Origin of the sequence: Chitinophaga nivalis, assembly GCF_025989125.1 — a bacterium.
GTDB classification, from domain to species: domain Bacteria; phylum Bacteroidota; class Bacteroidia; order Chitinophagales; family Chitinophagaceae; genus Chitinophaga; species Chitinophaga nivalis.
This window is the reverse complement of the sequence record NZ_JAPDNR010000001.1, coordinates 3,637,643-3,661,349: the sequence shown is the minus strand read 5'-3', so window position 1 is coordinate 3,661,349 and position 23,707 is coordinate 3,637,643. Positions and strand designations below refer to the sequence as shown.

Genomic DNA, 23,707 nt, shown 5'->3' with positions numbered 1-23,707 from the left:
TGCAGCATCCGCAGGACGATCGTAATTATTCGGTGATAATCATCAGGCTTTTCCTTACTTTTGTCGTTTGATGAAATAGATATAGCTGATGAATTTCTCGCACCTGCACGTACATACGCAATTCTCATTACTGGATGGAGCAGCTGACATAAAATCCTTGTATAAAAAGGCCATGGCTTCTAATCAGCCGGCACTGGCGATTACAGACCACGGTAATATGTTTGGCGCATTCCAGTTTGTGGCAGAAGCTTATAATAATAAATTAAATCCGGGCGATCCCAAAGATAAAAGGCTGAAAGTAAAACCAATTGTAGGATGCGAATTTTATGTGGTGGAAAACCGGCATAAACGCGCATTTACGAGAGAAGAAAAAGATATCCGTTATCACCAGGTTTTACTGGCCAAAGATGATGAAGGATACCGGAACCTGATCAAGCTTTGCTCCCTCGGATATATGGAAGGATTATACGGTAAATATCCCCGTATCGATAAGGAGCTGATATTACAATATCATAAAGGCCTCATCGCCACTACCTGTTGCCTCGGCGCTTCTGTTCCCAAAGTCATTCTGCGCAAAGGAGAAGAAGAAGGAGAAAAAGAATTCCGCTGGTGGCTGGATATTTTCGGAGAAGATTTTTATGTGGAATTACAACGGCATGGTATTCCCGAACAGGAACAGGTAAATGTGGTATTACTGCGCTTTGCCGAGAAATACAATGTCAAGGTTATCGCCTCCAACGATTCTCACTATGTAGATCAGGCAGATGCCAACGCCCACGACATTTTATTATGTATCAACACCGGAGAAAAAAAATCTACCCCTACCAATAAAGAATTTTCGGATGATGAGTCGGCTGTAAAAAACCGTCGTTTCGCTTTTTACAACGATCAGTTCTATTTCAAGACCACGGAGGAAATGACGAAGTTGTTCCATGACCTCCCGCAGGCCATCGACAATACCAACGAAATCGTGGACAAAGTGCAGCTGCTGGATCTCAAACGCGATATCCTGCTGCCCAACTTCCCTATTCCGAAAGAATTTTTCACCCAGGATCAGTACCTGCGGCATATCACCATGGAAGGGGCCCGCTCTCGTTACCAGGAAATGACCGCCGATATTGAAGAACGTATCAACTTTGAGCTGCAGGTAATCGAAAACATGGGATTTGCCGGTTACTTCCTCATCGTATCCGACTTCATCAAAGCCGGCCGCGAACTCGGCGTATTCATAGGCCCGGGCCGTGGTTCCGCTGCAGGATCTGCAGTGGCCTACTGTATCGGTATCACCAACATCGACCCGATTAAATACAACCTGCTGTTTGAGCGTTTCCTCAACCCGGAACGTAAGAGCATGCCCGATATTGATACGGACTTCGATGATGAGGGCCGACAAAAAGTAATCGACTACGTAGTACAGAAATATGGCCGTAACCAGGTAGCACAGATCATTACCTATGGTACCATGGCGGCCAAAATGAGTATCAAGGACGTTGCCCGTGTAATGGATCTGCCGCTGGTAGAATCCAACGCCCTGGCCAAACTGGTACCAGACAAACCAGGTATTCAGCTGGACCGCATCTTCAATGCACCGCTGGATGGAGATAAAAGCCTGGCCGACAAAGAAGGCCTCGCCGGAGAAGATATTGAAAATGTCAAGAAGCTCCGGGAACTCATCAAAGGAGAAGACCTCCAGGGAGAAGTACTCCGCGAAGCCTGCGTACTGGAAGGGTCTGTACGAAATACCGGTATCCACGCGGCAGGTATCATCATTGCCCCGCAGGACCTCTACGACCTCATTCCCGTATCCACGGCCAAAGACTCCGACCTGCTGGTGACCCAGTTTGAAGGAAGCATTATCGAATCAGCCGGTGTTATCAAGATGGACTTCCTGGGTCTGAAAACCCTTACCATCATCAAAGGCGCCCTGGAACTGATTCGTCAGAACCATGGTGTTGCCATCGAAATCGATAACATTCCGCTGGACGACGCGAAAACCTATGAGCTTTACCAGAAAGGAGAAACCAACGCAACGTTCCAGTTCGAGTCGCCCGGGATGCAGAAATATCTCCGGGAGCTGAAACCGGATAGATTCGACGATCTCATTGCCATGAACGCCTTGTATCGTCCGGGTCCGCTCGAGTATATCCCTTCCTTTATCCGGCGTAAACACGGCCTCGAACCCGTACAGTACGATCTGGCTCAAATGGAGGAATACCTCAATGATACCTACGGTATCACCGTCTATCAGGAGCAGGTGATGTTGCTGAGCCAGAAACTGGCTGGCTTCTCCAAAGGAGATGCGGACGTACTCCGTAAGGCCATGGGTAAGAAACAGATTGCGGTACTGAATAAAATGAAAGCGCAGTTCATGGAAGGTTGTGCCCAAAACGGCCACGATCCCAAGATCTGCGAAAAAGTATGGACAGACTGGGAAGCCTTCGCCTCCTACGCGTTCAATAAATCGCACTCCACCTGCTACGCTTTTGTGGCCTATCAAACGGCTTACCTGAAAGCCCACTACCCGGCGGAATATATGGCTGCCGTACTGAACTGCGCCAGCAATATTGAAAAAATCACCTTCTTCATGGAAGAGTGTAAACGCATGGGCATCGACGTATTACCACCGGATGTAAACGAATCGTTCAAAGGTTTTGCCGTGAACAAGCAAGGCCAGGTACGTTTCGGGCTGGGAGGTCTGAAAGGTGTGGGCGAAGCAGCCGTGGAAAACCTGCTGGAAGAAAGGAAGAAAGAGGGTCCTTTCAAAAGCATCTTTGATTTCATCAAACGCGTTAACCAACGCGCCGTTAATAAAAAATCGCTGGAAGCCCTGGCCATGTCGGGCGCTTTCGATTGTTTCCCGGCACTGCACCGTGCCCAGTACTTCCACAAACCGGAAGGGGAAAACATGAGCGGCCTCGACAAAATTGTGAAATTCGGCCAACAGGTTACAGCCGGCGCCTCCAACGTAGGCAGCCTCTTTGCAGCCGATGACCTGCCGGATGTGGAACCACCGAAAATTCCACCATGTGATGTCTGGCCACTCATTATGAAATTGAATAATGAAAGGGAAATCACCGGTATCTACATCTCCGGCCATCCGTTGGATGACTATCGTTTTGAGATGAAGTATTATCACATGAATTCGGTGCAGGAACTGCTGGAGTACCAGACAGAAATAGCCCAACCGGGTGGTACAGGCGGCCGCTCCCGGGAACGCAACTTCCGGCTGGCGGTATATATTACCAATGCCCAGGAGCGTATTTCACGCAACAACCGGCAGTTTGGGGTAATGACCATAGAAGATTACACCGGTAAATTTGAATTCGCCCTGTGGAGTGAAGACTTTATCCGCTTCGCCCCTTACCTGAAACCAGGCCTTTGCCTGTTTATCAATGGCGGCTTCAAATCCAAGCGTTTCAACGACAACGAATATGAATTTAAAGTTTCCAGTATACAACTCCTGCAGGAAGTAAAGAAAACACATACCAAACAGGTATACCTGGCTACCATGGCCAAACAGCTCAACCGGGCAACCGTTGACTTCCTGGTAGACAATATCAATCGTTTCCCGGGCAATAGTACCCTGCATATGCAGCTCACCGACCGCGACGAAAACCTGCAGGTAAAACTGCATACCTTCAACAAAAAGATCGAAATGAATGACGAGTTGGCGGTCTTCCTGCATAAACAGCCGGATATCGATGTTTATATAGAGACAATCAATAAGTAAGATGCCAAAAAAGCAGTAATTTGCATCAGGTTCAAATTTTGATCTATCAATCACAAGAACGAATCAAAAACAATCATTAATAACGTTTAACATTTTAAATTACAATATCATATGGCTTTAGAATTCACTGACGCAAACTTCCAAACAGAAGTACTGAATTCCGATAAATTATCTGTTATTGACTTTTGGGCAGAATGGTGTGGTCCTTGTCGTGCAATCGGACCAGTAATCGAAGAACTGTCTAAAGATTACGCAGGTCAGGTAAACATCGGTAAAGTAAATGTGGATCACAACCCACAGGTGTCTGTTGATTATGGTATCACCAGCATCCCGGCTATCCTCTTTATCAAAGATGGCAAGGTAGTAGACAAACAAATAGGTGCAGTACCTAAATCAGTACTGGAAAAGAAAATCCAGGCTAACTTATAATAGCAGTCACACTACAAATATTGGCGGCTTACCACCAAAGGAAATCTTCCTTTTGCTGGTAAGCCGCTGTTTTATGAGCAACCCCTCCTCTCCGGCTGTTAATCCGGCAACCTTATCATACAGGTATCATAAAAAGTGATCCCCTGATCATATTTTCACGCCTGCAATGTATCTTACATACCTGTTTATCGACATCATCTGATCCACATCAAACTTTATTTGCTTGCGTACCGCTATCACTATCCTTTTTACCATTTGCTGCTGCCTAACGGTAACTGCCCAACGAAAATGCGGCACTGCTGTTGCCCTGCAGCAACAAATCAAAGCACACCCACAACTGCAGCAACTGATTGCCGGCCATGAACACAATATGATACAGGGCCAGCAACGCCAGCGGCTGCGGGCACAGATAGAAGCCCTGCCCCGGCAGGTGACCATCCCCGTGGTGGTGCATGTGGTACTGGACGATACCAGCGCCGTTACCCATGCCCAGATCCTGTCGCAGCTGGCAGTGCTCAACCAGGACTATAATGCTGCGAATACAGATATCAGCCAGGTACCTGCCGTATGGCAATCCCTCATCGGTAATACCCGTATCAATTTTTGCCTGGCGCAGCGCACCCCCGATAATGAACCCACCAACGGTATTGTAAAAGTGAAAACGGCCACCGGCAAAAGCTTCTCCATCTCCAACGGCAGCCCGGATGTAAAATATAACAGCACCGGCGGCTCCGATGCCTGGGATACCCACCGCTACCTGAATATCTGGGTGACCCGGTTATCCGGCAATTTCCTGGGCGTAGCTGCTCCTCCCGGCAATGGCTATCCGCAGGAACAGGAAGGCGTAGTGGTACAGTATACTGGCTTTGGTACCACGGGCAGCGTGGGAGGCACCTATAACCTCGGCCGCACCACCACCCATGAAATCGGTCACTTCTTTGGCTTAAAACATATCTGGGCAGATGACAGCGGTGGCTGCACCGATGACGACGGCATTGCCGATACCCCGTTACAGGGCGATAATAGTTTCGGCTGTCCGACTTTCCCGAAGCTGGATAATTGCACCAACAAGGCGCCCGGTATCATGTTCATGAACTACATGGATTACAGCGACGACCGCTGCATGCACCTCTTTACCGCCGGTCAGGTAGACCGGATGCGGTATGTGCTGGAAAACACCGTGGCCTCGCTGATGACCTCCGATGGCTGTACCCCTGTACAGCAATACCCGGCAGATGCCGCACTAATGGCGGTTACAGCGCCAACAGGCAAAGTATGTGGCCCCGCCATCCAACCGGTAGTCACCCTCCGCAATAAAGGCAGCCAGCCCCTTACCCGTACAGATATCTATTATAGGCTCAATAACGGCCCGCTGGTCACCTATCGCTGGACCGGCCAACTGGCTCCTTTAACCTCCACAACGGTTACCTTACCGGTCAGCAACATCCCTATTGGCAGCTATCACCTCAAAGCCTATACGCAGTCGCCCAACGGTACCACAGATGGTAATGTGGCCAATGACTCGGCCAGTACCCGCTTCCATTATGATGCGGAGGCTAAATTGCCTTTTGCAGAAGGATTTGAAGCCGATAGTTTTCCGCCGCCGGGATGGGATTTGTATAATCCCGACCGGAGCTTCACCTGGGAACGCAACCGGGAAGTAGGCCACAACAGTCACGCTTCTGCACTGGTGCGTAACCTCGGATATAACGTCAACGACCAGACCGATGACCTGCTTACGCCGGTGATCAATCCACAGGGATATGATTCGGTATTCCTGTTTTTTGATGTGGCGGCAGCCGTGTATTCCGATCCGCGGGATATCGGCAATGCCTGGGATACCTTACAGATATTAGTGACCACCGACTGCCGGCAAACCGGTAAAATGGTCTATCGCAAATGGGGGCCTAACCTGATTACCCATCCGGATCCGCTGACGACCGAGTTCGTACCAACAGCCAGAGAATGGCGCCGGGACTCGGTGGATTTGACCGCCGCTATACATAAAGGAAAATTTCAAGTAGCGTTCAGAAACATTTCAAATTCAGAAAATAATATTTATATAGATAATATAAATATTGTGGGGAAGATGATCAACCCGCTACTCCGGGAAGCGGAGGTATTAGTCACCCCCAACCCGACAGATGGACTGGTATGGGTGACCTTTTTTGACATCCCGGCAGACCTGTTACAAGTATCTCTTTACAACAGCACCGGACAACTGATTGCCAGTCAGCCCCCGGCATCCATCAATAGCAGCAACCGCATGACCTTTAATTTGGTAAATGAGCCAAATGGTGTTTATTTTGTAAAATTAATTTACAGGAACAGGGCCAACACCATCAAATTAATGAAAGTAAGATGACGACGAGAAAAGATTATCCGGCTGTTCAGACGCTTCTTCAGCAACCTGCATTGGATGCATCGCTGAGGCGCATTGCAGAAAAAATCCTCCAACAGGAAAGAATTACGCCCGACGAAGGGCTGACCTTATTCGAGAAAGGTGATATCGGTTTTGTAGGGGCTTTAGCCAACCATGTCCGCGAACGGATGCATGGCGATAAAACTTATTTCAATCGTAACTTCCATATAGAGCCTACCAACGTTTGTATTTTTACCTGTCACTTCTGCTCCTACTCCCGCTTGTACAAAAACCGGGAAGACGGCTGGGAACTCAGCATCGATCAGATGATGGACATCGTAAAAAAATACGATAACCAACCGGTTACCGAAGTACATATCGTAGGAGGTGTACACCCGAAAATGCAGCTCGATTTCTTTGTAGAGCTGATCAAACAAATCAGGGCACACAGGCCGGATTTGCATGTGAAAGGATTTACCGCCGTGGAACTGGATTACATGTTCCGCAAAGCCAAAGTAAGTGTAGACGAAGGGATGCGCATCCTCAACGAAGCGGGTCTCCAGTCCATGCCAGGCGGCGGTGCGGAAATCTTCCATCCGGATGTACGTGCAAAAATCTGTCATGATAAAGTAGATGCAGATGGCTGGTTAGGCATTCACAAAGCCGCACATAAGCTGGGCATGCATACCAATGCGACCATGTTGTACGGTCATATCGAAACCTTTGCACACCGCATCGATCACATGGAACGTCTCCGCCAGCTTCAGGACGAAACCGGTGGTTTCAATACCTTCATCCCGCTGAAGTTCAGGAATAAAGGCAATGATATGTCGGATATTCCGGAAAGCTCCATCGTGGAAGATCTCCGGTTGTATTCCATCGCCAGATTGTACATGGATAACTTCCCGCACCTGAAAGCCTACTGGCCGATGCTGGGAAGAAACACAGCACAACTCACGCTCTCCTTTGGCGTCAACGACCTGGATGGTACCATCGATGATACCACCAAAATATACTCTATGGCCGGCTCTGAAGAGCAGACACCTTCCATGAGCACAGCGCAGTTAGCCATGCTCATCAAACAGGCAGGTAGAAAACCGGTAGAGAGAGATACGGTGTACAATGAAATAAAGGATTATTCTGATGTTGCTTTTTCGGAAGAAGAACTGCTGACAAAATAGTACGGATATCATATGCAATTACATCTTAAATGTATACTGATGGTCGGCATTTCCATTGCCGGTTGTCAGGGTAACCAGGGTAACAACAGCGATGCCGGCACCACTACAACGCCGGCCGCAGGTAGTGTGGAGTCTACGGAACAAACCACGGCTACCTCCAATGGGAACGCTTTTAAAAAAGAAGCCAGCCTGGTATTTATTGCCAAATCCGGTACGGATACGCTGCGTAAAATTGATATCCAGCTGGCGCAAACCGACCAGCAACGGGAAGATGGACTGATGTACCGCAAGTCTATGACCGATGAACAAGGGATGCTGTTTATTTTTCCGGATATGGAAGAAAGATCTTTCTGGATGAAAAACACCTACATCTCCCTGGATATTATCTACATAGATGATAAAATGGAAATTGTATCGGTACAGAAATATGCCACTCCTTTATCCGAACAGGGCCTTCCCTCCTACAAGAAGGCGAAGTATGTACTGGAAGTAAACGGTGGCTTCTGCGACAAATACCACATCAGCTATGGCGACAAAATTGCTTATCAATAGCTTACTGACCTTACTATAAATGACAAGCCCCGGCAGACGCCGGGGCTTTTTTTGCTATTGATACATATTTGATCTGCTAACACTAATAGCCTCTTTGAATTATTTTTTAAACAGCGGTATTCATTACCCGCAGAATGTGCAACTGGGTTTTGCCTGCCGGCACTTCCCAATCGATCGTATCGCCCGTGCTGTAACCCAGCAAGGCAGTGCCTATAGGCGACAGGATCGATAGTTTGCCCTGTTGTATATTGCTGGCCGCCGGCAATACCAGCTGTACTTGTCTTACGGCGCCGCTGCGTTCATCTTTGAACTCCAGCGTAGAATTCACCTGTACCACATCTTCCGGTACCTTCGTTTTTCTGATCACAGCTTTGTTCAGCTCTTCTTTCAGTTTGTCCGTACCAGCTGTCTGATAACAAAGTGTTTTTAAGATGTCATAATCATGTTGAGATACAATAATGTGTTTCTTTTTCATGATGACCCGGGTTTTATCAGTTGTTAATAGATTGCCCCGGATAGAGCGAAGCACCTGCTGCGCGTCTGTCATCCGGCGCATAGATTTCTGCAAAAGAGCGTACGTCCGTTCTCGTTACCCTTCTGTAAAGGGCCGCAGGGCTGATTTTATCTGCTGCTGCGAAGCCGCAGGCGCCCATCAGTTCGGACAACGCATAAATGGTATTGCGGTGGAAATTGGCCACACGCACCCGTTTGTCAGCTACATTAACCCCCTGGTATAAAGCAGGATCCTGGGTAGCAACACCTACCGGGCAGTTGCCACTGTCGCATTGCAATGCCTGGATGCAACCCAATGCCAGCATCATACCTCTTGCACTGTAGCAGGCATCAGCCCCTAAAGCCAGTACGCGCATGATATCGAAACCGGTGATGATTTTACCACTGGCCAGGATACGTACATGTTCTTTCAGTTTATGTGCTTTCAGGGTGTTGTTGACAAAAGCCAGTGCGTCGTACAAAGGCATACCAATAGAGTCTGTAAACTCCAGCGGTGCCGCCCCGGTACCACCTTCCGCACCATCTACCGTGATGAAATCGGGATAAATACCTGTATTTTCCATGGCGATACAAATCCGCTCAAATTCTTCTGCACGGCCTACACACAGCTTAAAGCCCACCGGTTTACCGCCGGATAAATTACGCAGCTGTTGTAAGAAAGCCAGCATCTCATATTCATTGGAGAATGCTGTATGGGCAGCAGGTGATAATACACTTACGCCCGGCTTTACCTTACGGATAGCCGCAATTTCCGGTGTATTCTTCGCGCCCGGCAACACCCCACCTTTACCAGGTTTGGCGCCCTGACTGAGTTTCAGCTCAATCATTTTTACAGCCGGTTTGGCCGCTGCTTCTGCAAATACCGTAGCAGAGAAATTGCCGGCTTCGTCGCGGCAACCAAAGTAGCCGGTACCAATCTGCCAGATCAGGTCTCCGCCGTTTTCCAGGTGATAAGGGCTGATACCCCCTTCTCCTGTATTATGGGCAAAGCCACCAATCTGTGCACCACCATTCAGCGACAGGATAGCGGTTTTACTTAACGCACCATAACTCATGGCGCTGATGTTCAGTACACTGGCATTATATGGCTGGCTGCATTGCTCATTGCCTATATCCACTCTTAACGCTTCGGATTTTACTTTAGTAGGAAACGCTGTATGGGCGGCCCATTCATAGCCCGGCTCATACATGTTATCCAGGGCTCCGAAAGCAACTGTTTGTTTTACGTCTTTCGCACGCTGGTACACTACGGCACGCTGGCGGCGATTGAAAGGTCTTCCGTCGGTATCTGATTCGAAAAAGTACTGGCGCATCTCAGGTCTGATCTGCTCCAGTAAATAACGCGCCCTCCCTAATAACGGATAATTACGCAATAATGCGTGCTTCTCCTGCAGCCGGTCGTATAGTGTCAATACAGAAAGGCCTACCGCCACCGGTAATAATATCCAACCGCTTAAATAACCACGATAAAGGCTTGCTGCTACACTGACATCCAGCAACAGGCATAAAGAGTAAACCGCCCACCGTGCTATCCGATGATTCATAAAACTGTTTTTATAAGATTGTTTTGGAAAAATGCAAATGGATTGAGCTACATGCTGCTTTGGTACAAGTAGTTATCCCCCCGGGTACAACGATTTATATACAAAAAGTTGCCCGGGATTAATTGTTGAAGTCTTTGGGACAGGATAAAAATGGCAACAGGAAACCGCACGTGCGCTTCGCTACATGCGGTGTGTTGTGCATAAATAATATATTAGTTGCCGTACTCACTTAAAGGAATAGATGTTGTCTTGGGCAAAGATAGGGAGATTTATCAATACGACCATATCAATTCCCCAATTCTGCCGCTGTGAAAGGCTTTTGCCGGCCATTGTACTGTTTGCGTACCTGCTGTATATCCGCAGCCGTTACTTTACCCGCTTTATTTTTCCAGGCACTGCGTAAAAACGTCAGCAACTCCGCAATATCGGCATCACTGAATTCATCACTGCTGCCAATCCCCGGCATGTCGCCATTGATTTCAGGCGCCTGATACACTTTTCCATGCACTGTTACCGGACCGGTTAGTCCGTATAATACAATGGCTGCCAGCAATTTTTTATTGCCCGTCACCCATTCGCTTTCATTCAACGGCGGTGCCAGTGCCGCCATACCATTTCCCTGCTTGCCATGGCACGTTTGACATACCGTCTGAAAGAGGTGATACCCCCGGGGATAGTTTTGCCGCAATGCGGCCATCTTTGCGGCATCGGCCTGACTACCCATCGTTGTCAGGGCTTTCTCCAGCTGACGGCGCAACGCCAGCGTGGTATCCGGATTAGCTGCTTTCAGTTGTTCTAATAGTGATGCTTCCCGGTTAGCGGCTCCATTGATAATAGCGGCAGCTACATAACGGTCACGGGCATACGTTTTTATCAATTGCGCTTCCAACCGGGCCGCTGCTGCTTTATCTGCTTTCGCCACAGCCGGCAACAGATAGGCCACCACCGGCGCCAGCGTGGTATTATTGATCAGGGTATCCAGCGCCCCTGTCATTGTTTTTACGTTGCCCGCATTCAGGATACCGGGCAACGCAGCCAGGGCCTGTATTTTCAAGGCCTGATCCGGCCCCTGTAACAGCATGGTAATATCAGCAACAGCAAGGGCCTGTAAACCTTCCAGCGTCCAGAGGGCATGCCCTTGCGCCAGCGGATACTGTGTGCTACGGAGCAACTGCCGCAACGCAGGTACCAATACCGTGAGATGCCGGTCTACTATCAGTTGCTGTGCTTTATCCCGCAACATCCCGTTGGGATGCGACAACAATGCCAGCAGAGAATCGGGCTGTAATACCAGCGGCCGGGCAACAGGAGAAGTGCCGGCCGGCACGATGCGATAAATACGGCCACAGTTCAATGGTAAGGTGAGTTGCCGCTTGCGGATTTCCTCTTTCAGGTAAGGTGTCAGATAAGTTTTATGCTGCAGGATGCCCCGGTACATATCCGGAATATATAAGGCGCCATCCGGGCCGGTAAACAATCCCACGGGGCGGAAACGCTCATCGGTGCTGGCCAGGAACTCGCGGTGCGTATAGGCCTGTATGCCTTTCACTACCTGGCCGCTGTCGGACAGGATGTTTCTTTTTATCAGGTTGGCGGCCGGTTCGGCTACAAAAGCGTTGTGGTGGTAGGTGGCAGGCAACAGGTTGCCGCGGTAAATGAGGGGACCGCAGGCAGCGGTAAAGGATATCAGCCGCAAACTATCATCCAGTACCCCTTTTACATAGCCGCGGTTTACACCGGTATTGGGCCGGATCGGATATACACGGTTGTCGGAAACAATGGGTTCATCATATCCGGCAATCGGCTGCTGATGCGGGTTTTTACCACCGAGTCCCGGCGGGAAATAATCTCCCAGCAGGTTTTCGGAATTGTTATTATAGAACAGGCGGCCCTGGTTATCCTGGGTAATCCCCCACTGGCCGCGGAATACGGTGCTTTCCGTGATCCACCGGTGGCCGTTCAGGCGATAGCGTTTGTCTGATTTAGCATTGTAAATCCAGTTATCCATTGCCCGCAGCAACCCGTTGGGCTGGTGTTCTACATTACCGCCGGCGGCATACTTATCATCTACCAGTACTTTTTTACCGGGGCGGTCGTTTTCGTTGGGTACAAACCATAGTTGAGGCGGGGCGGCTACCAGTACGCCGTTACCAATCAGGCAGATGGCGCGGGGCAGTACCAGGGAGTCGAGGAATACCGTACGTTTATCCATGATACCGTCGCCGGTGGTGTCTTCCAGGATCACAATCTTGCCATCCAGGGCCTCTTCCCCATTGCCGCTGGTATCGGGCATGAAGCCGGTCATCTCTACCACCCACATTCTGCCGCGTTCATCAAAGGTGAGGGCCACCGGCGCTACCACCAGCGGTTCTGCCGCTACCAGCTGCACTTCCAGACCTTCGTCCGTTTTCATGCTGCGGATAGCGGTGGCTCCGTCCAATACGGGCGAAGCGGCAAAATCCCCCTGCACTGCCAGGGAATCTTTAGCTACATGTGGTTGCCGGGATTGCCCGCAGGCTATCAGGAAAATCAGGAACGTGGATACAGCGAGATAGTACGTACGGGTCATTTTTAATTCGATTGCAAAAAGTAAAAATACATTTCCGGCGATTTTTTTTCTGAAAAATTATATAGATCGACAAAATAGCCCCTGTGAGCCTGAAAAAAACTTATCTTCGTCGCTTCATTGCATACATTTTACGATTTATTTGCATTTATGGAACGCTTTCAGGGCATTTTAGGCATTTTCCTCATCCTCGGTATTGCTTTTTTATTCTCCAATAACAGAAGTAAGATCAATTACAGATTAGTGCTGAGTGGTATCATATTACAGGTAGTAATTGGTATTCTGGTTTTTAAGGTAAGCCCCATTACCAAATTTTTTCAGCTGGTAGGTCACGGTATGGGTAAACTGGAAGCATTTGCGCGCAAAGGTGCGGCATTTGTGTACGGTGGTATTGGGGTCACCCAACCCGGCGGTACCCTCGGCGACTATGCCGGTGGCGGTTTTGTATTCGCCTTCAACGTAACGGCCACCATTATCCTGGTTTGTGTACTGGTAGCTATCCTCTATCATTATGGTATCATGCAGCGGATCGTGGCAGTGATTGCCCGGGCCATGAATTTCGTGATGCGGGTGAGTGGTGCGGAAGCGCTGAGCAACGTAGCCAGTGCCTTCGTGGGCCAGGTGGAAGCGCAGGTAATGATCCGCCCTTACTTATCAAGTATGACCAAAAGTGAGCTGCTGGCTTCTATGAGCGGCAGTCTGGCCTGTATTGCAGGTGGTATCCTGGTGGTATATGCCAACATGGGCTTCCAGGCCGGGATGGACATTGCGCCGTTTCTGATTACCGCCAGCCTGATGGCAGCACCCGGTGCGCTGGTTATCTCCAAAATCGTATTTCCGGAAACCGAAGAAAGCGTGACCATGGGCCGCGTGAAAATGGAAGTAAAAAGCAACTACACCAACGTGATTGATGCCATTTCACATGGCGCCGGCGATGGTTTTAAGATAGCCATGAACGTTATTGCCATGCTGATTGGTTTCATCGCCCTCATTACCCTGGTAGACTGGATCTTAATCAACATCGGTCATCTCTTCAATGAAAATTTTGACCTGAGCCTGGATTATATCTTCGGTAAATTATTTACGCCAATGGCCTGGGCCATGGGTGTACCGGGGCAGGATGTCAACAACGTAGCTACCCTGTTGGGACAGAAACTGACCATCAATGAGTTTGTGGCCTTTAAGAATATGACAGACCACAAGGTGCCGATTGTCTCTGAAAAAGGTATTGCGATTGTCACCATTGCCATTGCTGGTTTTGCCAACTTCAGCAGTGTAGGGATGCAAATCGGTGGTATTGGTGAACTGGCGCCGGACAGAAGAGCCGACCTGGCTAAACTGGGGCTGAAAGCCTTGTTCTGCGGAACGCTGGCCTCCTACCTCTCTGCTACTATTGCAGGTATCTTAATGTAATCATCGTTTTCCGATAAATAAAAATCCCGGTGGTATGACCCACCGGGATTTTTTATGCCAATGAAAAAGCGAAGATAAAAGCTGTTATCTGCTTTCATCTTCGCCTCTCAGCAACAATTACTGATATATGAATCGGGAGAAAAACATCTCCTGATGTATAAAATACAAAAATAAGGTGATCACGTATACGCATATACTGATCACGGAAAAACCTGGTAACCGGAAAATACCTGTTACAACAGTGGAACGACGATGGTTTTTAGTCCAGACGTTTGATTAATCCCGCCTGTACTTCTGCCCAATCGTTCGCTTTACCGGCTTCTTCCCATGTGTTTTTCATTTCAGAAGCGGCTGTAATCTTGTTTACAGCAGCAATCGCCTGGTTCCGGAGTGCACGTGTTGCAATCAGGTTCAGTACATCCAGTTTATCCAGGGGATCTTCCGGAAAATCTTCACTGGCACGACCTACCAATGCTGCTACCAGTTCAGCAGCTGCCAATCCTTCTTCACAATCTGTTACTTCCAGTGTTTCCGTATTGTTAATGATACGAGCCAGCGTATCACTAACCAAACCACCATCTTTGCTGTCAATTACATCAAATATCCAATCCTGTGATACTTCATTTTCAAAATTCCTGGTGCCCCATGCGCCCATAGTGTTTACAGTTTTTTATTTTTATAGAATAAAGAATAAAAATAAGGACTATCCTTACAACAAAAAAAAACGTTTATCAGTTCAAACTCCTGAAATCCACCGGTACCAACTTGCTGACGCCTGGTTCCTGCATGGTTACACCATAGATTACATCTACAGCAGCCATTGTTTGTTTGTTGTGTGTTACGATAATAAACTGTGAATTATCGGAAAATTTCCTGATCATATTCGTAAACTTACCTACGTTCGCATCATCCAGCGGTGCATCCACTTCATCCAGGATACAGAAAGGCGCTGGTTTAATGAGGTAGATAGCAAACAATAAAGCGGTAGCCGTGAGTGTTTTTTCCCCCCCCGATAACTGGGTTATGGCTGCCGGGCGTTTACCTTTTGGTTTAGCGATGATCTCAATACCGGTATCCGCCAGGTTTTCCGGATCGCTCAGGATCATATCACACTGATCTTCTTCCGTAAACAAAGCTTTAAATACGCGGATAAAGTTTTCCTTTACCTGGTTGAACGTGTCGAGGAACTTCTGGTTGGCCGTGGATTCTACCTCCTGAATGGTAGCCAGCAGGGAATCTTTGGCATTTACCAGGTCCGTTTTCTGTTCCAGGATAAATTCATAGCGTTTTTTCATTTCCTGGTAGGCCTCAATCGCAGTAGGATTGATTTCTCCCATGTTCTCCATACGTTTCTTCAATCTTTCCGCACTTCCCTGCAACTCATCTACCGACAATTCAGAACTACGCTGTTCGTCGATGATTTCATCCAGGTTTACCTTGAACTCCACACTCAGCCTTTCCTTCATGGAAGCCAGCTGCAATTTCAGTTCATTCACCTTATCCTTGATCACATTCAGCTGTTGCTCCAGCTGTTCTTTGGTACGTTGTTTTGTACGCAGCGTACTTTCCAGCTCCTGCAGGTGGTTACGGAAGTTGTAGTATTCCTGGTCTTTTTCGTTGAGGGCTTTTTCTTCCTCTTCGCGCTGCCGGAATAATTCTACCAGGCCGTCGTCGGCATGGCTTAATTTTTCTGCAGCAGCGGAAATATTCGCCACAGCATCTTGCAGCTGTGTTTTGTTGCTGGTGATCTGCACGTGGAGATCGGCCAGTTGTTTGCGTTTAAATTCCAGTTCCTGCCGGAGCGCCTGCACCTTACTTTGCTGCCGGGTGTGCTGCAGGTTCTGGTTGTTGAACTGTACGGTAGCCATATTAAACTGCTGCTCCGCTTCCTGTGCCATCCGGTCGGCTTCTGCAATACTGTCCTGCAGTTCCCCTACCCGGTCATTCAGGCTTTCCAGTTCGTCTTTTACGCCGGAGATGCTTTCCTGGTTACTTTCCAGGGATTGTTGCATTTCCGCCAGGCGTTTATCACCAGCCTCAATGAGGTGGTGGAAGTTTTCAATCCTGTTCTGGAGACCAAAGAGCTGATTATTCAGCTGGTTGATTTTCTCCCGGGCAGCATTGATATTATTTTCGTTGAGCTGACCATTATACCCCAATACCTGGTCGTGTTTTTCCTGGATCTGTACCCGCAGGCGGCCTACGATGGTTTCCAGATCCTTGATTTCCACTTCCAGTTTCTCCAGGTTCTTGGCGCGGCCCAGTTTTTTACCTTCAAATAATCCTACAGAACCACCGGTAATATTGTATTTACCGCGGTGCATACGGCCTGATTTCTCTACCAGCAGCATGCCTTCATCGGCCAGCTGGCTGAATTCCAGCCGGGTGAGGTCTTCTGCAATAAATACCTTTCCCAGCAGGAAATTACCCAGGCCTTTATAGGTTTCTTCAATTTCCACCACATCCAGCGCAGGGATAGCACCCGGAGGCGCCAGTAAAGGACTGTTCTGTTGCCGGAACTGGTCCAGGATGAAGAAATTGGCTTTTCCTTTTTTATTGTTGTCCAGCAGCTGAATGGCCTGTATGGCTTCTGCCACATTATTTACGACGTAATAGTTCAGGTAAGGTTCCAGCAGATTTTCCACGCAGGTGCGGTATTCTTCCTTACAGAAGAAAATATCGCTCAGGATGGGTGCATTATTATTCCAATCCGGATTCTTTTTCAGGAACTTGATACTTTCCGGATAGCCTTCCAGGCTGTCTACCAGTGATTTCAGCAGGTCGTATTCGTTCTTTTTGGAATCGAGTTTACGGTTTTCATCTACCAGCTGATCGCGCAGGCCTTCGATATCGGATTGGGTAGCGAGGATTTTACCTTTGGTTTCTTCCTGGAAACGCACCATTTCCTCCAGTTCGGCTTTATTGCCTTCCAGGGTATGTTGCAGGGTTTCCTTTTCGCCGTCCAGCTGGGTGATTTGTTGCTGGCGGTTGGCTTTTTCTTCCTGCAGTTGCTGCATACTGCGTTGCAGGTTCTGTACGGAAGTATCCGCAACGGCTACTTTCTTTTCCGCTTCGAACTGCTGCCGCTGCCAGCGTTGCTGGTCGTTGCGGAGTGTTTCGAGGGATTGTTTGCGTTGCTGGAAACGTTCTTTCTTTTCTTCCACGAGGTCGCGGAGCGATTCTACCTCATCTGCCATGGATTCGAAGATTTCGGCTTCTTCTTCCACTTGTTTTTCGGTGAATGCAATAGAGCCGGTCAATCCTTCCAGTTGTCCTTCTGCTCCGGCCAGGAAATCGCTGATGCTTTTTTCCCGCTCCCGCAGATAGGTCAGTTGCTGGTTGGCGAGGTTCTTATCATTTTCTTTGGTACGGATGGTGGCTACCAGCTCGTTGAAAGATTTCTGCAGTACCTGCAGTTCCTTCTCTTTGGCCACAAAATGCAGCTTATCTTCTTCCACGGCTGCTTCCGCCGTCAGAATTTCTGTTTCCAGGGCCAGTTTGCGGTCACTTTCCTCCTGTTGTTTGTCCGACAGGTCTTTGAAAGTCACGTTAAACCCTTCCAGGGCAGCTTTGGCCAGTTCGATACTGATTTCCCGGTATTCCTTCTTCACTTCGTAAAAGCGTTCCGCTTTACGGGCCTGGCTTTCCAGCGTTTTGAGGTTGTTGTTGATTTCAAACAGCAGGTCTTCAATACGGTTCAGGTCTCCTTCGGTGGCGTCCAGCTTTGCTTTTGCCTCTTTTTTCCGGGTTTTATAAATAGAGATGCCCGCCGCTTGTTCGAGCATACGGCGGCGGCTGTTTTCTTTATCTTTGATGATATCATCCACCATCCCCAGTTCGATGATCGCGTAGGAGTCTGTGCTCACACCGGTATCCATGAACAGGTTGTGGATGTCTTTCAGACGGCAGGCTACATCGTTGAGCCGGTATTCACTGTCGCCGTTTTTGTAAAATTTACGTGTAATCGTTACCGTAGTAAATTCTGTAGGGAGTACGTTCTTAGTGTTCTCGAAAGTGAGGCTCACTTCCGCCATACCACTGGCAGAGCGGGTTTTAGAACCGTTAAACACCAGGCCGGCCTGATTCTCAGAACGCAGATTGCTGATTTTATGTTCACCGATTACCCAGCGGATAGAGTCGATGATATTGCTTTTTCCGCAGCCGTTTGGTCCAATCACTCCTGTGATCCCCTCATCAAACTGCAAAACGGTTTTATCTGCAAAACTTTTAAAGCCTTTAATTTCTAGTGTTTTTAAGCGCACGTCTTACTCCGAGGTTTTTTAAGGCGTCAAAGATATAATTTTACCCGTATCTAAAAGTAATTTAAGTGAGAAGCTATAATATACCCTATTTATTTATGCACAATTGCGGGCCGTTTTCTCTCCCGGGAACATTCACAAAAAATCTAAAAGCCTGATTATAAATATAGTAAAAAGAACAATTCCAATTAAATTTACTGTTGGAAATTCCTCCATCCCAACCGCCCTCCCCCTGCAGTAAAATGAATTAGATTGTGTAAGCAAGCCGGATTGTATCTATATCGTTCAGCCGGAATATGTTATGCCAATTAAAAGACAGGTTTGCGAAGACTGAACCCTCATTCATAACCCGATCATCCATGATGCTAAAAAGCATACCCCTGCTGCTTTTATGCTGTTGTGTACTGGTCCTGCACGCACAACAACTCCCCACCGTTGTTACCGGGCAGGTGGCCGACAGCAATACGCGTAAACCGGTAGAATATGCGACTGTTGTACTCATACAGGCGCACAATCAGAAGAACATTGCCCATGTGCAGGCGGACAACAACGGGAACTTCATGTTCTCCGGGGTAGCCTATGGCGCCTACCAGGTAGGCATCAGCATGTTGGGATATGCCCCCCGCGTAGTAGATACCTTTCACCTGGACTCCCTTCACCTGACCCACCGCGTGGGCACCCGCTTCCTGTCGCCCACCGCCCAACAGCTATCCGGTGTGACCGTGAAGGGCAAACGCCCCCTGGTAGAGATCAAAGACGACCGCCTCGTATACAACGTAGAAAATGACATCGATAAAGATGTAGCCGCCGCCTCCGACATCATGCGCAAAATACCCATGATCACCGTAGAAGCCGACGGTACCATCAAACTGAGGGGGCAAACCAACTATAAAGTGCTGATGAACGGCCGGGCCACCTCCATTGTCACCAAAAACCCTAAAGATGCCCTCCGCGGCTTCCCCGCCAGCATCATCAAACGTATCGAAATCCTCACCGAACCTTCTGCCAAATACGATGCGGAGGGCATCGGCGGTATTATCAACATCATCACCAAAAAAAATATTATCGGTTATAACGGTAGTATCTATACGAACTATGATACCCGCGGCTCCGGTTCCGGCGGCGGTACCATCAGCGCCAAACAAGGCAAATTCGGGCTCACCGCCTTCGCCAATGTCAACGGGTATAAAAACCGCAGCACCAGCGAATCCATGCGGGAAAGCTATGTACCCGGCAACAAAAATACCCTGCAGCAGTCATCCAGCAACCAGGTACACGGACTTAGCGGTACCGGCAACCTGGAACTGAACTACGACATCGACAGCACCAACTTCCTGACGGTATATGGCGGCCTCAACAAAGGTAACAGCGGCAACTTCTCCCCACAGGACATCTTCCATTACGACAGTCTCCGGCACCTCACCCAAAGCGGCTACTATACCAGTGAAAATAAAAGCAACAGCTCCGGCCTCGATCTGGGACTCGACTATCAACATAAATTCAAAAAGCCGGATCACGAATTCTCGTTCGTTGCCAACATGAACAGCTCTCTCTCCAATAGCTACACCGACAACCAGCAACGGAATCAACCCGGCACCGATAGTTTCTACCGCAACAACAACATCGAAAAAAACAGGGAAATCAACCTGCAAACGGACTACAGTCTCCCGCTGCGGAAAGGACAGAAACTGGAAATGGGCGCCAAAGCCGTTTTCCGACATGTATCCAGCAATTACGAACAACTGATCCGCAACAAGGACGGAGAATACATCGTCAATCCGGCCCGCGCCAATATCTTTCAGTATGATCAAAACATACTGGCGCTCTACGCCACCTACCGTTTTAAAATCGGTAAAAAAATGAGTACGACCATGGGCGCCAGGCTGGAAAAAACCTTCATGAAAGGCGAATTTATTTCCAACAATACAGATCTGGCTTCGCAATACCTGAACCTGATTCCAACCATCAGTATCAACCGGCAGTTCAAATCCCTGAATGCGATCGTATTTTCGTATAGCCGCCGGCTGCAGCGGCCCTGGATCTACAACCTGAACCCTTACGTCAACGACAATGATCCCAACAATATCAGCTACGGCAACCCCAATCTGAAACCGGCATTCACCAACAGTTTTGGCCTGTACTATAACTGCATGCTGAAAACTACCAGTCTCAACATCGGCGCCGACTACTCTTTCAGCAACAATAACATCCAGAACATTACCACGCTGGACACCCTCAAAGGCGTGACCTACACTACTTTCGACAACATCGGCAAAACCATTAACGGCGGCATCAGCGTTAGTGCGCGCGTGCCCTTAACCAGCAAGTGGAACATCGGCTTCAACGGCCGCCTGAACTACAGCAGGATGGAAACCGGCGGTACTGCCAACCTGAAAAACAGTGGTTTCAACGTCAATGGATATATGAATACCGACTATGATCTGGGTAGAGATTTCCGGGCAGATGCCTACTTTTACTGCAGCTCCGGCTCTCCGTCGCTACAGGGCAGTACTGCTGCCGCCTATGGCTATGGCTTCACCATCCGGAAAGAATTCCTGCATAAGAAAGCTTCGGTTACTTTTACTGCCGATCAGCCTTTCCGCAACAACGGCGTTTACAGTGATGAAACGCGCGACCCAAATTTCTACCGGTCCATTACTACCTACACGCCTGCCAATGCTTATAGCTTCGGCTTCAGCTGGCGCTTTGGAAAATTACAGGAAGCAGTTTCCCGCAAAAAAGGCGTCAGCAACTCCGACCGGTAACCCGCTGTCACAGGGCTTTTGCAGACCTCCTATCTAACACTTTTTTTTCCGGAGCTGCACAGATTTAGATTGTTTTTAACGTTTTACTGCAGCGCGCACGCTGGCGGCTAAGCAGTTATTTTCCTACCTTTGGGCCTCCAAAACCATATAGCGTTTGCGTACAGAACAGCGAATCAACGACATTAAAAGTTTCCTTTACAGTTATCATTTCAGCAACGGATTGCGCACAACCATCAGCGTGGTGGTTCCCTCCCTTGTATTTGCCGCATTCGGAAAACTCGACCTGGGCATTGCCATGTCCATGGGCGCCCTGTGTACGGCGCTCAGCGACGTACCCGGCACCATTGTCCATAAACGAAACGGACTTATCATCAGCACCATTCTTATCTTTTTTACTGCGCTGGGCACTGGCCTCCTGATGCCCTATGTGGTACCTATGGGTATCTGGATACTGCTGTGTTGTTTTGTATTTGCCATGATGCTGGTATACGGCAACCGGGGCGGCAACATTGGTACCGGCGCCCTGCTGGTGATGGTATCCATGCTCGGGGAAACGCAGTTAACGCCTGCCCTCACCCTCCTGCATTCGTCTATGGTACTGCTGGGTAGCCTCTGGTATGCGGTGCTGGCACTGATTCTCTGGCAGATCCGGCCTTATCTGAATGTACAGCAGGCACTCGGTGATTGCATCCTGCAAACAGCCCGCTACCTGGAAGTACGCGCCAACTTCTACACCCCTGGTGTGGATGTAGCCCAGAACTTCAAAGCCGTGCTGGCACAGCAGGTAATAGTAAACGAGAAACAGGAACACGTTCGTGAACTGCTGCTGAAAAGACGTTCCGCCCAACAGGGTACTACCAGCATCAACAAAAGTATGGTGCTGATATTCCTGGATATGGTAGATCTGCAGGAACAAATCATGGCCTCACAAACGGACTATAATGCCCTGCAAAAGGATTTTAAAGGACAGGAGATCCTCGAGAAATTTCACGCCCTTATTCTGGAGTTTACAGAAGAATTAAAAACCATCGGGCTGGCCGTGGCTTCCGGACAACGTTCCCTCCCTCGTTCCAACCTGAAATACGATATGGAAAAGGTGAAGAAAGCCATCGCCGATATCACCCTGGTACTGCCTACCCTGAAAGAAAGAACGCGCACCATTCCGCTCACCAACATCCTGCAAAACCTGCAGGACATGGCGCAGCGTATCTATAACCTGCACCGGCTGACACGCCTGGAACGCCTGAAAGACGCCTCCATCGATCCTAAGCTGGAGCTGTCTAAATTTACTACCCGCCAGAAATACGACCTGGAAACATTCCGGGATAACCTGACGTTCAAATCACACATCTTCCGGCATGCCATCCGGGTAAGTCTGGCTACCGTTACCGGCTATACGCTGGGCGCCGTGCTGCACCTGGACCGGGTATACTGGATACTGCTGACCATTGTGGTAATCCTCAAGCCAGGCTTTGGTCTTACCCGCTCCCGCAGCATACAGCGTTTAATCGGTACCGTTACCGGCGCCCTCTTTGCGGCAGCACTGCTGTACCTGACCCATAACGATACCGTGATCTTTATCAGCATGCTGCTGTGTATCCTGGGGGCCTACAGCTTTATGAGCTTCCAATATACGGTGAGTGTGTTTTTCGTTACCCCTTTTATCATTTTTCTGCTACACTTCCTGCATCCGTCAGACCTGTACAATGTTACCCAGCGGGTGCTGGATACCTTTATCGGCGGCGGCCTGGCCTTTGTGGCCAACATGGTACTGTGGCCCACCTGGGAGCATAACTTTGTACCCGATTACATGAAAAAGATGATGGTGGCCAACCGGAAATATTTTGAGCTGGTACTGCGCGCCTACTCCAATGAAACCGTACCGGTGACCGATTTCAAACTGGCCCGGAAAGACACCTATGTGGCTACCGCCAATATGATGTCGGCATTTCAACGGATGTTGTCGGAACCTAAAAGCAAACAAAAAGATGCCTCCCGGGTATATCACCTGGTGGTACTGAATCATACCCTTACGTCGCATACGGCTGCCCTGGCGGCTTACAGCATGCATCACGGCGTACAGTTTCCCCGGCCTGAATACCGGGAAATCACGGACTACCTGCTGCACTACATGGATCAGCTCATCCTGATGATAGATCCCGGTACTGCGGCACAGGCCCAGCCGGCACCACCGGTACACGCCTTCGACCGCCTGGATGCCCACCTCGAAAACCTGGTGCATTTAAGACAACAGGAAATCAATGAAGGCAAAGGCGCCACGCCTACCCGCGACGAAATGCTGGAAACAAAACAGGTACACGATCAGCTCACGGCTATCTTCTCTCTTATGAAAGACATGAGCAAGGCAGCTGGCAAAGCATAAAAAAAACGCC

Annotated in this window: 13 protein-coding genes; 8 read left to right on the top strand and 5 right to left on the bottom strand. The window is 48.9% G+C overall.

Annotated elements, in window-relative coordinates:
• Positions 1 to 88: 88 nt before the first annotated feature.
• From dnaE to OL444_RS14725, 5 genes are all read left to right on the top strand, one after another.
• Positions 89 to 3,730 (top strand): DNA polymerase III subunit alpha, encoded by a 3,642-nt coding sequence (dnaE, locus tag OL444_RS14745; protein WP_264732197.1) that lies wholly within the window; start codon positions 89 to 91, stop codon positions 3,728 to 3,730.
• Between the two features lie 111 nt (positions 3,731 to 3,841).
• Positions 3,842 to 4,159 carry a thioredoxin gene (trxA, locus tag OL444_RS14740; RefSeq protein WP_264732199.1) on the top strand — a complete coding sequence of 106 codons (318 nt, stop codon included), beginning with the start codon at positions 3,842 to 3,844 and terminating at the stop codon, positions 4,157 to 4,159.
• Between the two features lie 223 nt (positions 4,160 to 4,382).
• Positions 4,383 to 6,524 carry a M43 family zinc metalloprotease gene (locus tag OL444_RS14735; RefSeq protein WP_264732201.1) on the top strand — a complete coding sequence of 714 codons (2,142 nt, stop codon included), beginning with the start codon at positions 4,383 to 4,385 and terminating at the stop codon, positions 6,522 to 6,524.
• Positions 6,521 to 7,702 carry an aminofutalosine synthase MqnE gene (mqnE, locus tag OL444_RS14730; protein WP_264732203.1) on the top strand — a complete coding sequence of 394 codons (1,182 nt, stop codon included), beginning with the start codon at positions 6,521 to 6,523 and terminating at the stop codon, positions 7,700 to 7,702. Before OL444_RS14735 ends, mqnE begins: the two co-directional genes overlap by 4 nt.
• A 12-nt stretch (positions 7,703 to 7,714) precedes the next feature.
• A complete protein-coding gene (locus OL444_RS14725; RefSeq protein WP_264732205.1) occupies positions 7,715 to 8,254 on the top strand; it encodes a DUF192 domain-containing protein in 540 nt (179 codons plus the stop codon).
• Between the two features lie 106 nt (positions 8,255 to 8,360).
• Here the strand turns inward: OL444_RS14725 and rnk are convergent, their stop codons facing one another.
• The 3 genes from rnk to OL444_RS14710 all read right to left on the bottom strand — a co-directional run bounded on the left by rnk (position 8,361) and on the right by OL444_RS14710 (position 12,880).
• Complete coding sequence (rnk, locus tag OL444_RS14720) at positions 8,361 to 8,729, bottom strand: nucleoside diphosphate kinase regulator (protein WP_264732206.1); 369 nt, start codon at positions 8,727 to 8,729, stop codon at positions 8,361 to 8,363.
• 16 nt (positions 8,730 to 8,745) lie between these two features.
• Positions 8,746 to 10,311 carry an FMN-binding glutamate synthase family protein gene (locus OL444_RS14715; protein ID WP_264732209.1) on the bottom strand — a complete coding sequence of 522 codons (1,566 nt, stop codon included), beginning with the start codon at positions 10,309 to 10,311 and terminating at the stop codon, positions 8,746 to 8,748.
• Between the two features lie 286 nt (positions 10,312 to 10,597).
• Entirely contained in the window at positions 10,598 to 12,880 is a 2,283-nt protein-coding gene (locus tag OL444_RS14710; RefSeq protein WP_264732211.1) for a DUF7133 domain-containing protein, read from the bottom strand.
• Between the two features lie 147 nt (positions 12,881 to 13,027).
• Between OL444_RS14710 and OL444_RS14705 the strand changes: the two genes are divergently transcribed.
• Positions 13,028 to 14,290: a NupC/NupG family nucleoside CNT transporter gene (locus OL444_RS14705; RefSeq protein ID WP_264732213.1), complete on the top strand. Its 1,263-nt coding sequence runs from the start codon at positions 13,028 to 13,030 to the stop codon at positions 14,288 to 14,290.
• 259 nt (positions 14,291 to 14,549) lie between these two features.
• Here the strand turns inward: OL444_RS14705 and OL444_RS14700 are convergent, their stop codons facing one another.
• Together OL444_RS14700 and smc are read right to left on the bottom strand one after the other, a co-directional pair.
• Positions 14,550 to 14,945: a DUF4259 domain-containing protein gene (locus OL444_RS14700; protein WP_264732215.1), complete on the bottom strand. Its 396-nt coding sequence runs from the start codon at positions 14,943 to 14,945 to the stop codon at positions 14,550 to 14,552.
• Between the two features lie 76 nt (positions 14,946 to 15,021).
• Complete coding sequence (smc, locus tag OL444_RS14695; protein ID WP_264732217.1) at positions 15,022 to 18,552, bottom strand: chromosome segregation protein SMC; 3,531 nt, start codon at positions 18,550 to 18,552, stop codon at positions 15,022 to 15,024.
• A gap of 356 nt (positions 18,553 to 18,908) precedes the next feature.
• Here smc and OL444_RS14690 point away from each other — a divergent pair, with 356 nt between their 5' ends.
• Both OL444_RS14690 and OL444_RS14685 read left to right on the top strand, forming a co-directional pair.
• On the top strand, positions 18,909 to 21,314 hold the full coding sequence (locus tag OL444_RS14690) for an outer membrane beta-barrel family protein (protein WP_264732219.1): 2,406 nt from the start codon (positions 18,909 to 18,911) through the stop codon (positions 21,312 to 21,314).
• A 154-nt stretch (positions 21,315 to 21,468) separates the two neighbouring features.
• Entirely contained in the window at positions 21,469 to 23,697 is a 2,229-nt protein-coding gene (locus OL444_RS14685; RefSeq protein WP_264732221.1) for an FUSC family protein, read from the top strand.
• Positions 23,698 to 23,707: the final 10 nt, after the last annotated feature.

What these genes read in the sequence shown, in the direction of transcription:
- rnk (WP_264732206.1), bottom strand. Translation starts at nt 8,729, where the DNA reads ATGAAAAAGAAACACATTATTGTATCTCAACATGATTATGACATCTTA.
- trxA (WP_264732199.1), top strand. Translation starts at nt 3,842, where the DNA reads ATGGCTTTAGAATTCACTGACGCAAACTTCCAAACAGAAGTACTGAAT.
- OL444_RS14725 (WP_264732205.1), top strand. Translation starts at nt 7,715, where the DNA reads ATGCAATTACATCTTAAATGTATACTGATGGTCGGCATTTCCATTGCC.
- OL444_RS14710 (WP_264732211.1), bottom strand. Translation starts at nt 12,880, where the DNA reads ATGACCCGTACGTACTATCTCGCTGTATCCACGTTCCTGATTTTCCTG.
- OL444_RS14705 (WP_264732213.1), top strand. Translation starts at nt 13,028, where the DNA reads ATGGAACGCTTTCAGGGCATTTTAGGCATTTTCCTCATCCTCGGTATT.
- dnaE (WP_264732197.1), top strand. Translation starts at nt 89, where the DNA reads ATGAATTTCTCGCACCTGCACGTACATACGCAATTCTCATTACTGGAT.
- OL444_RS14700 (WP_264732215.1), bottom strand. Translation starts at nt 14,945, where the DNA reads ATGGGCGCATGGGGCACCAGGAATTTTGAAAATGAAGTATCACAGGAT.
- OL444_RS14690 (WP_264732219.1), top strand. Translation starts at nt 18,909, where the DNA reads ATGATGCTAAAAAGCATACCCCTGCTGCTTTTATGCTGTTGTGTACTG.
- OL444_RS14715 (WP_264732209.1), bottom strand. Translation starts at nt 10,311, where the DNA reads ATGAATCATCGGATAGCACGGTGGGCGGTTTACTCTTTATGCCTGTTG.
- mqnE (WP_264732203.1), top strand. Translation starts at nt 6,521, where the DNA reads ATGACGACGAGAAAAGATTATCCGGCTGTTCAGACGCTTCTTCAGCAA.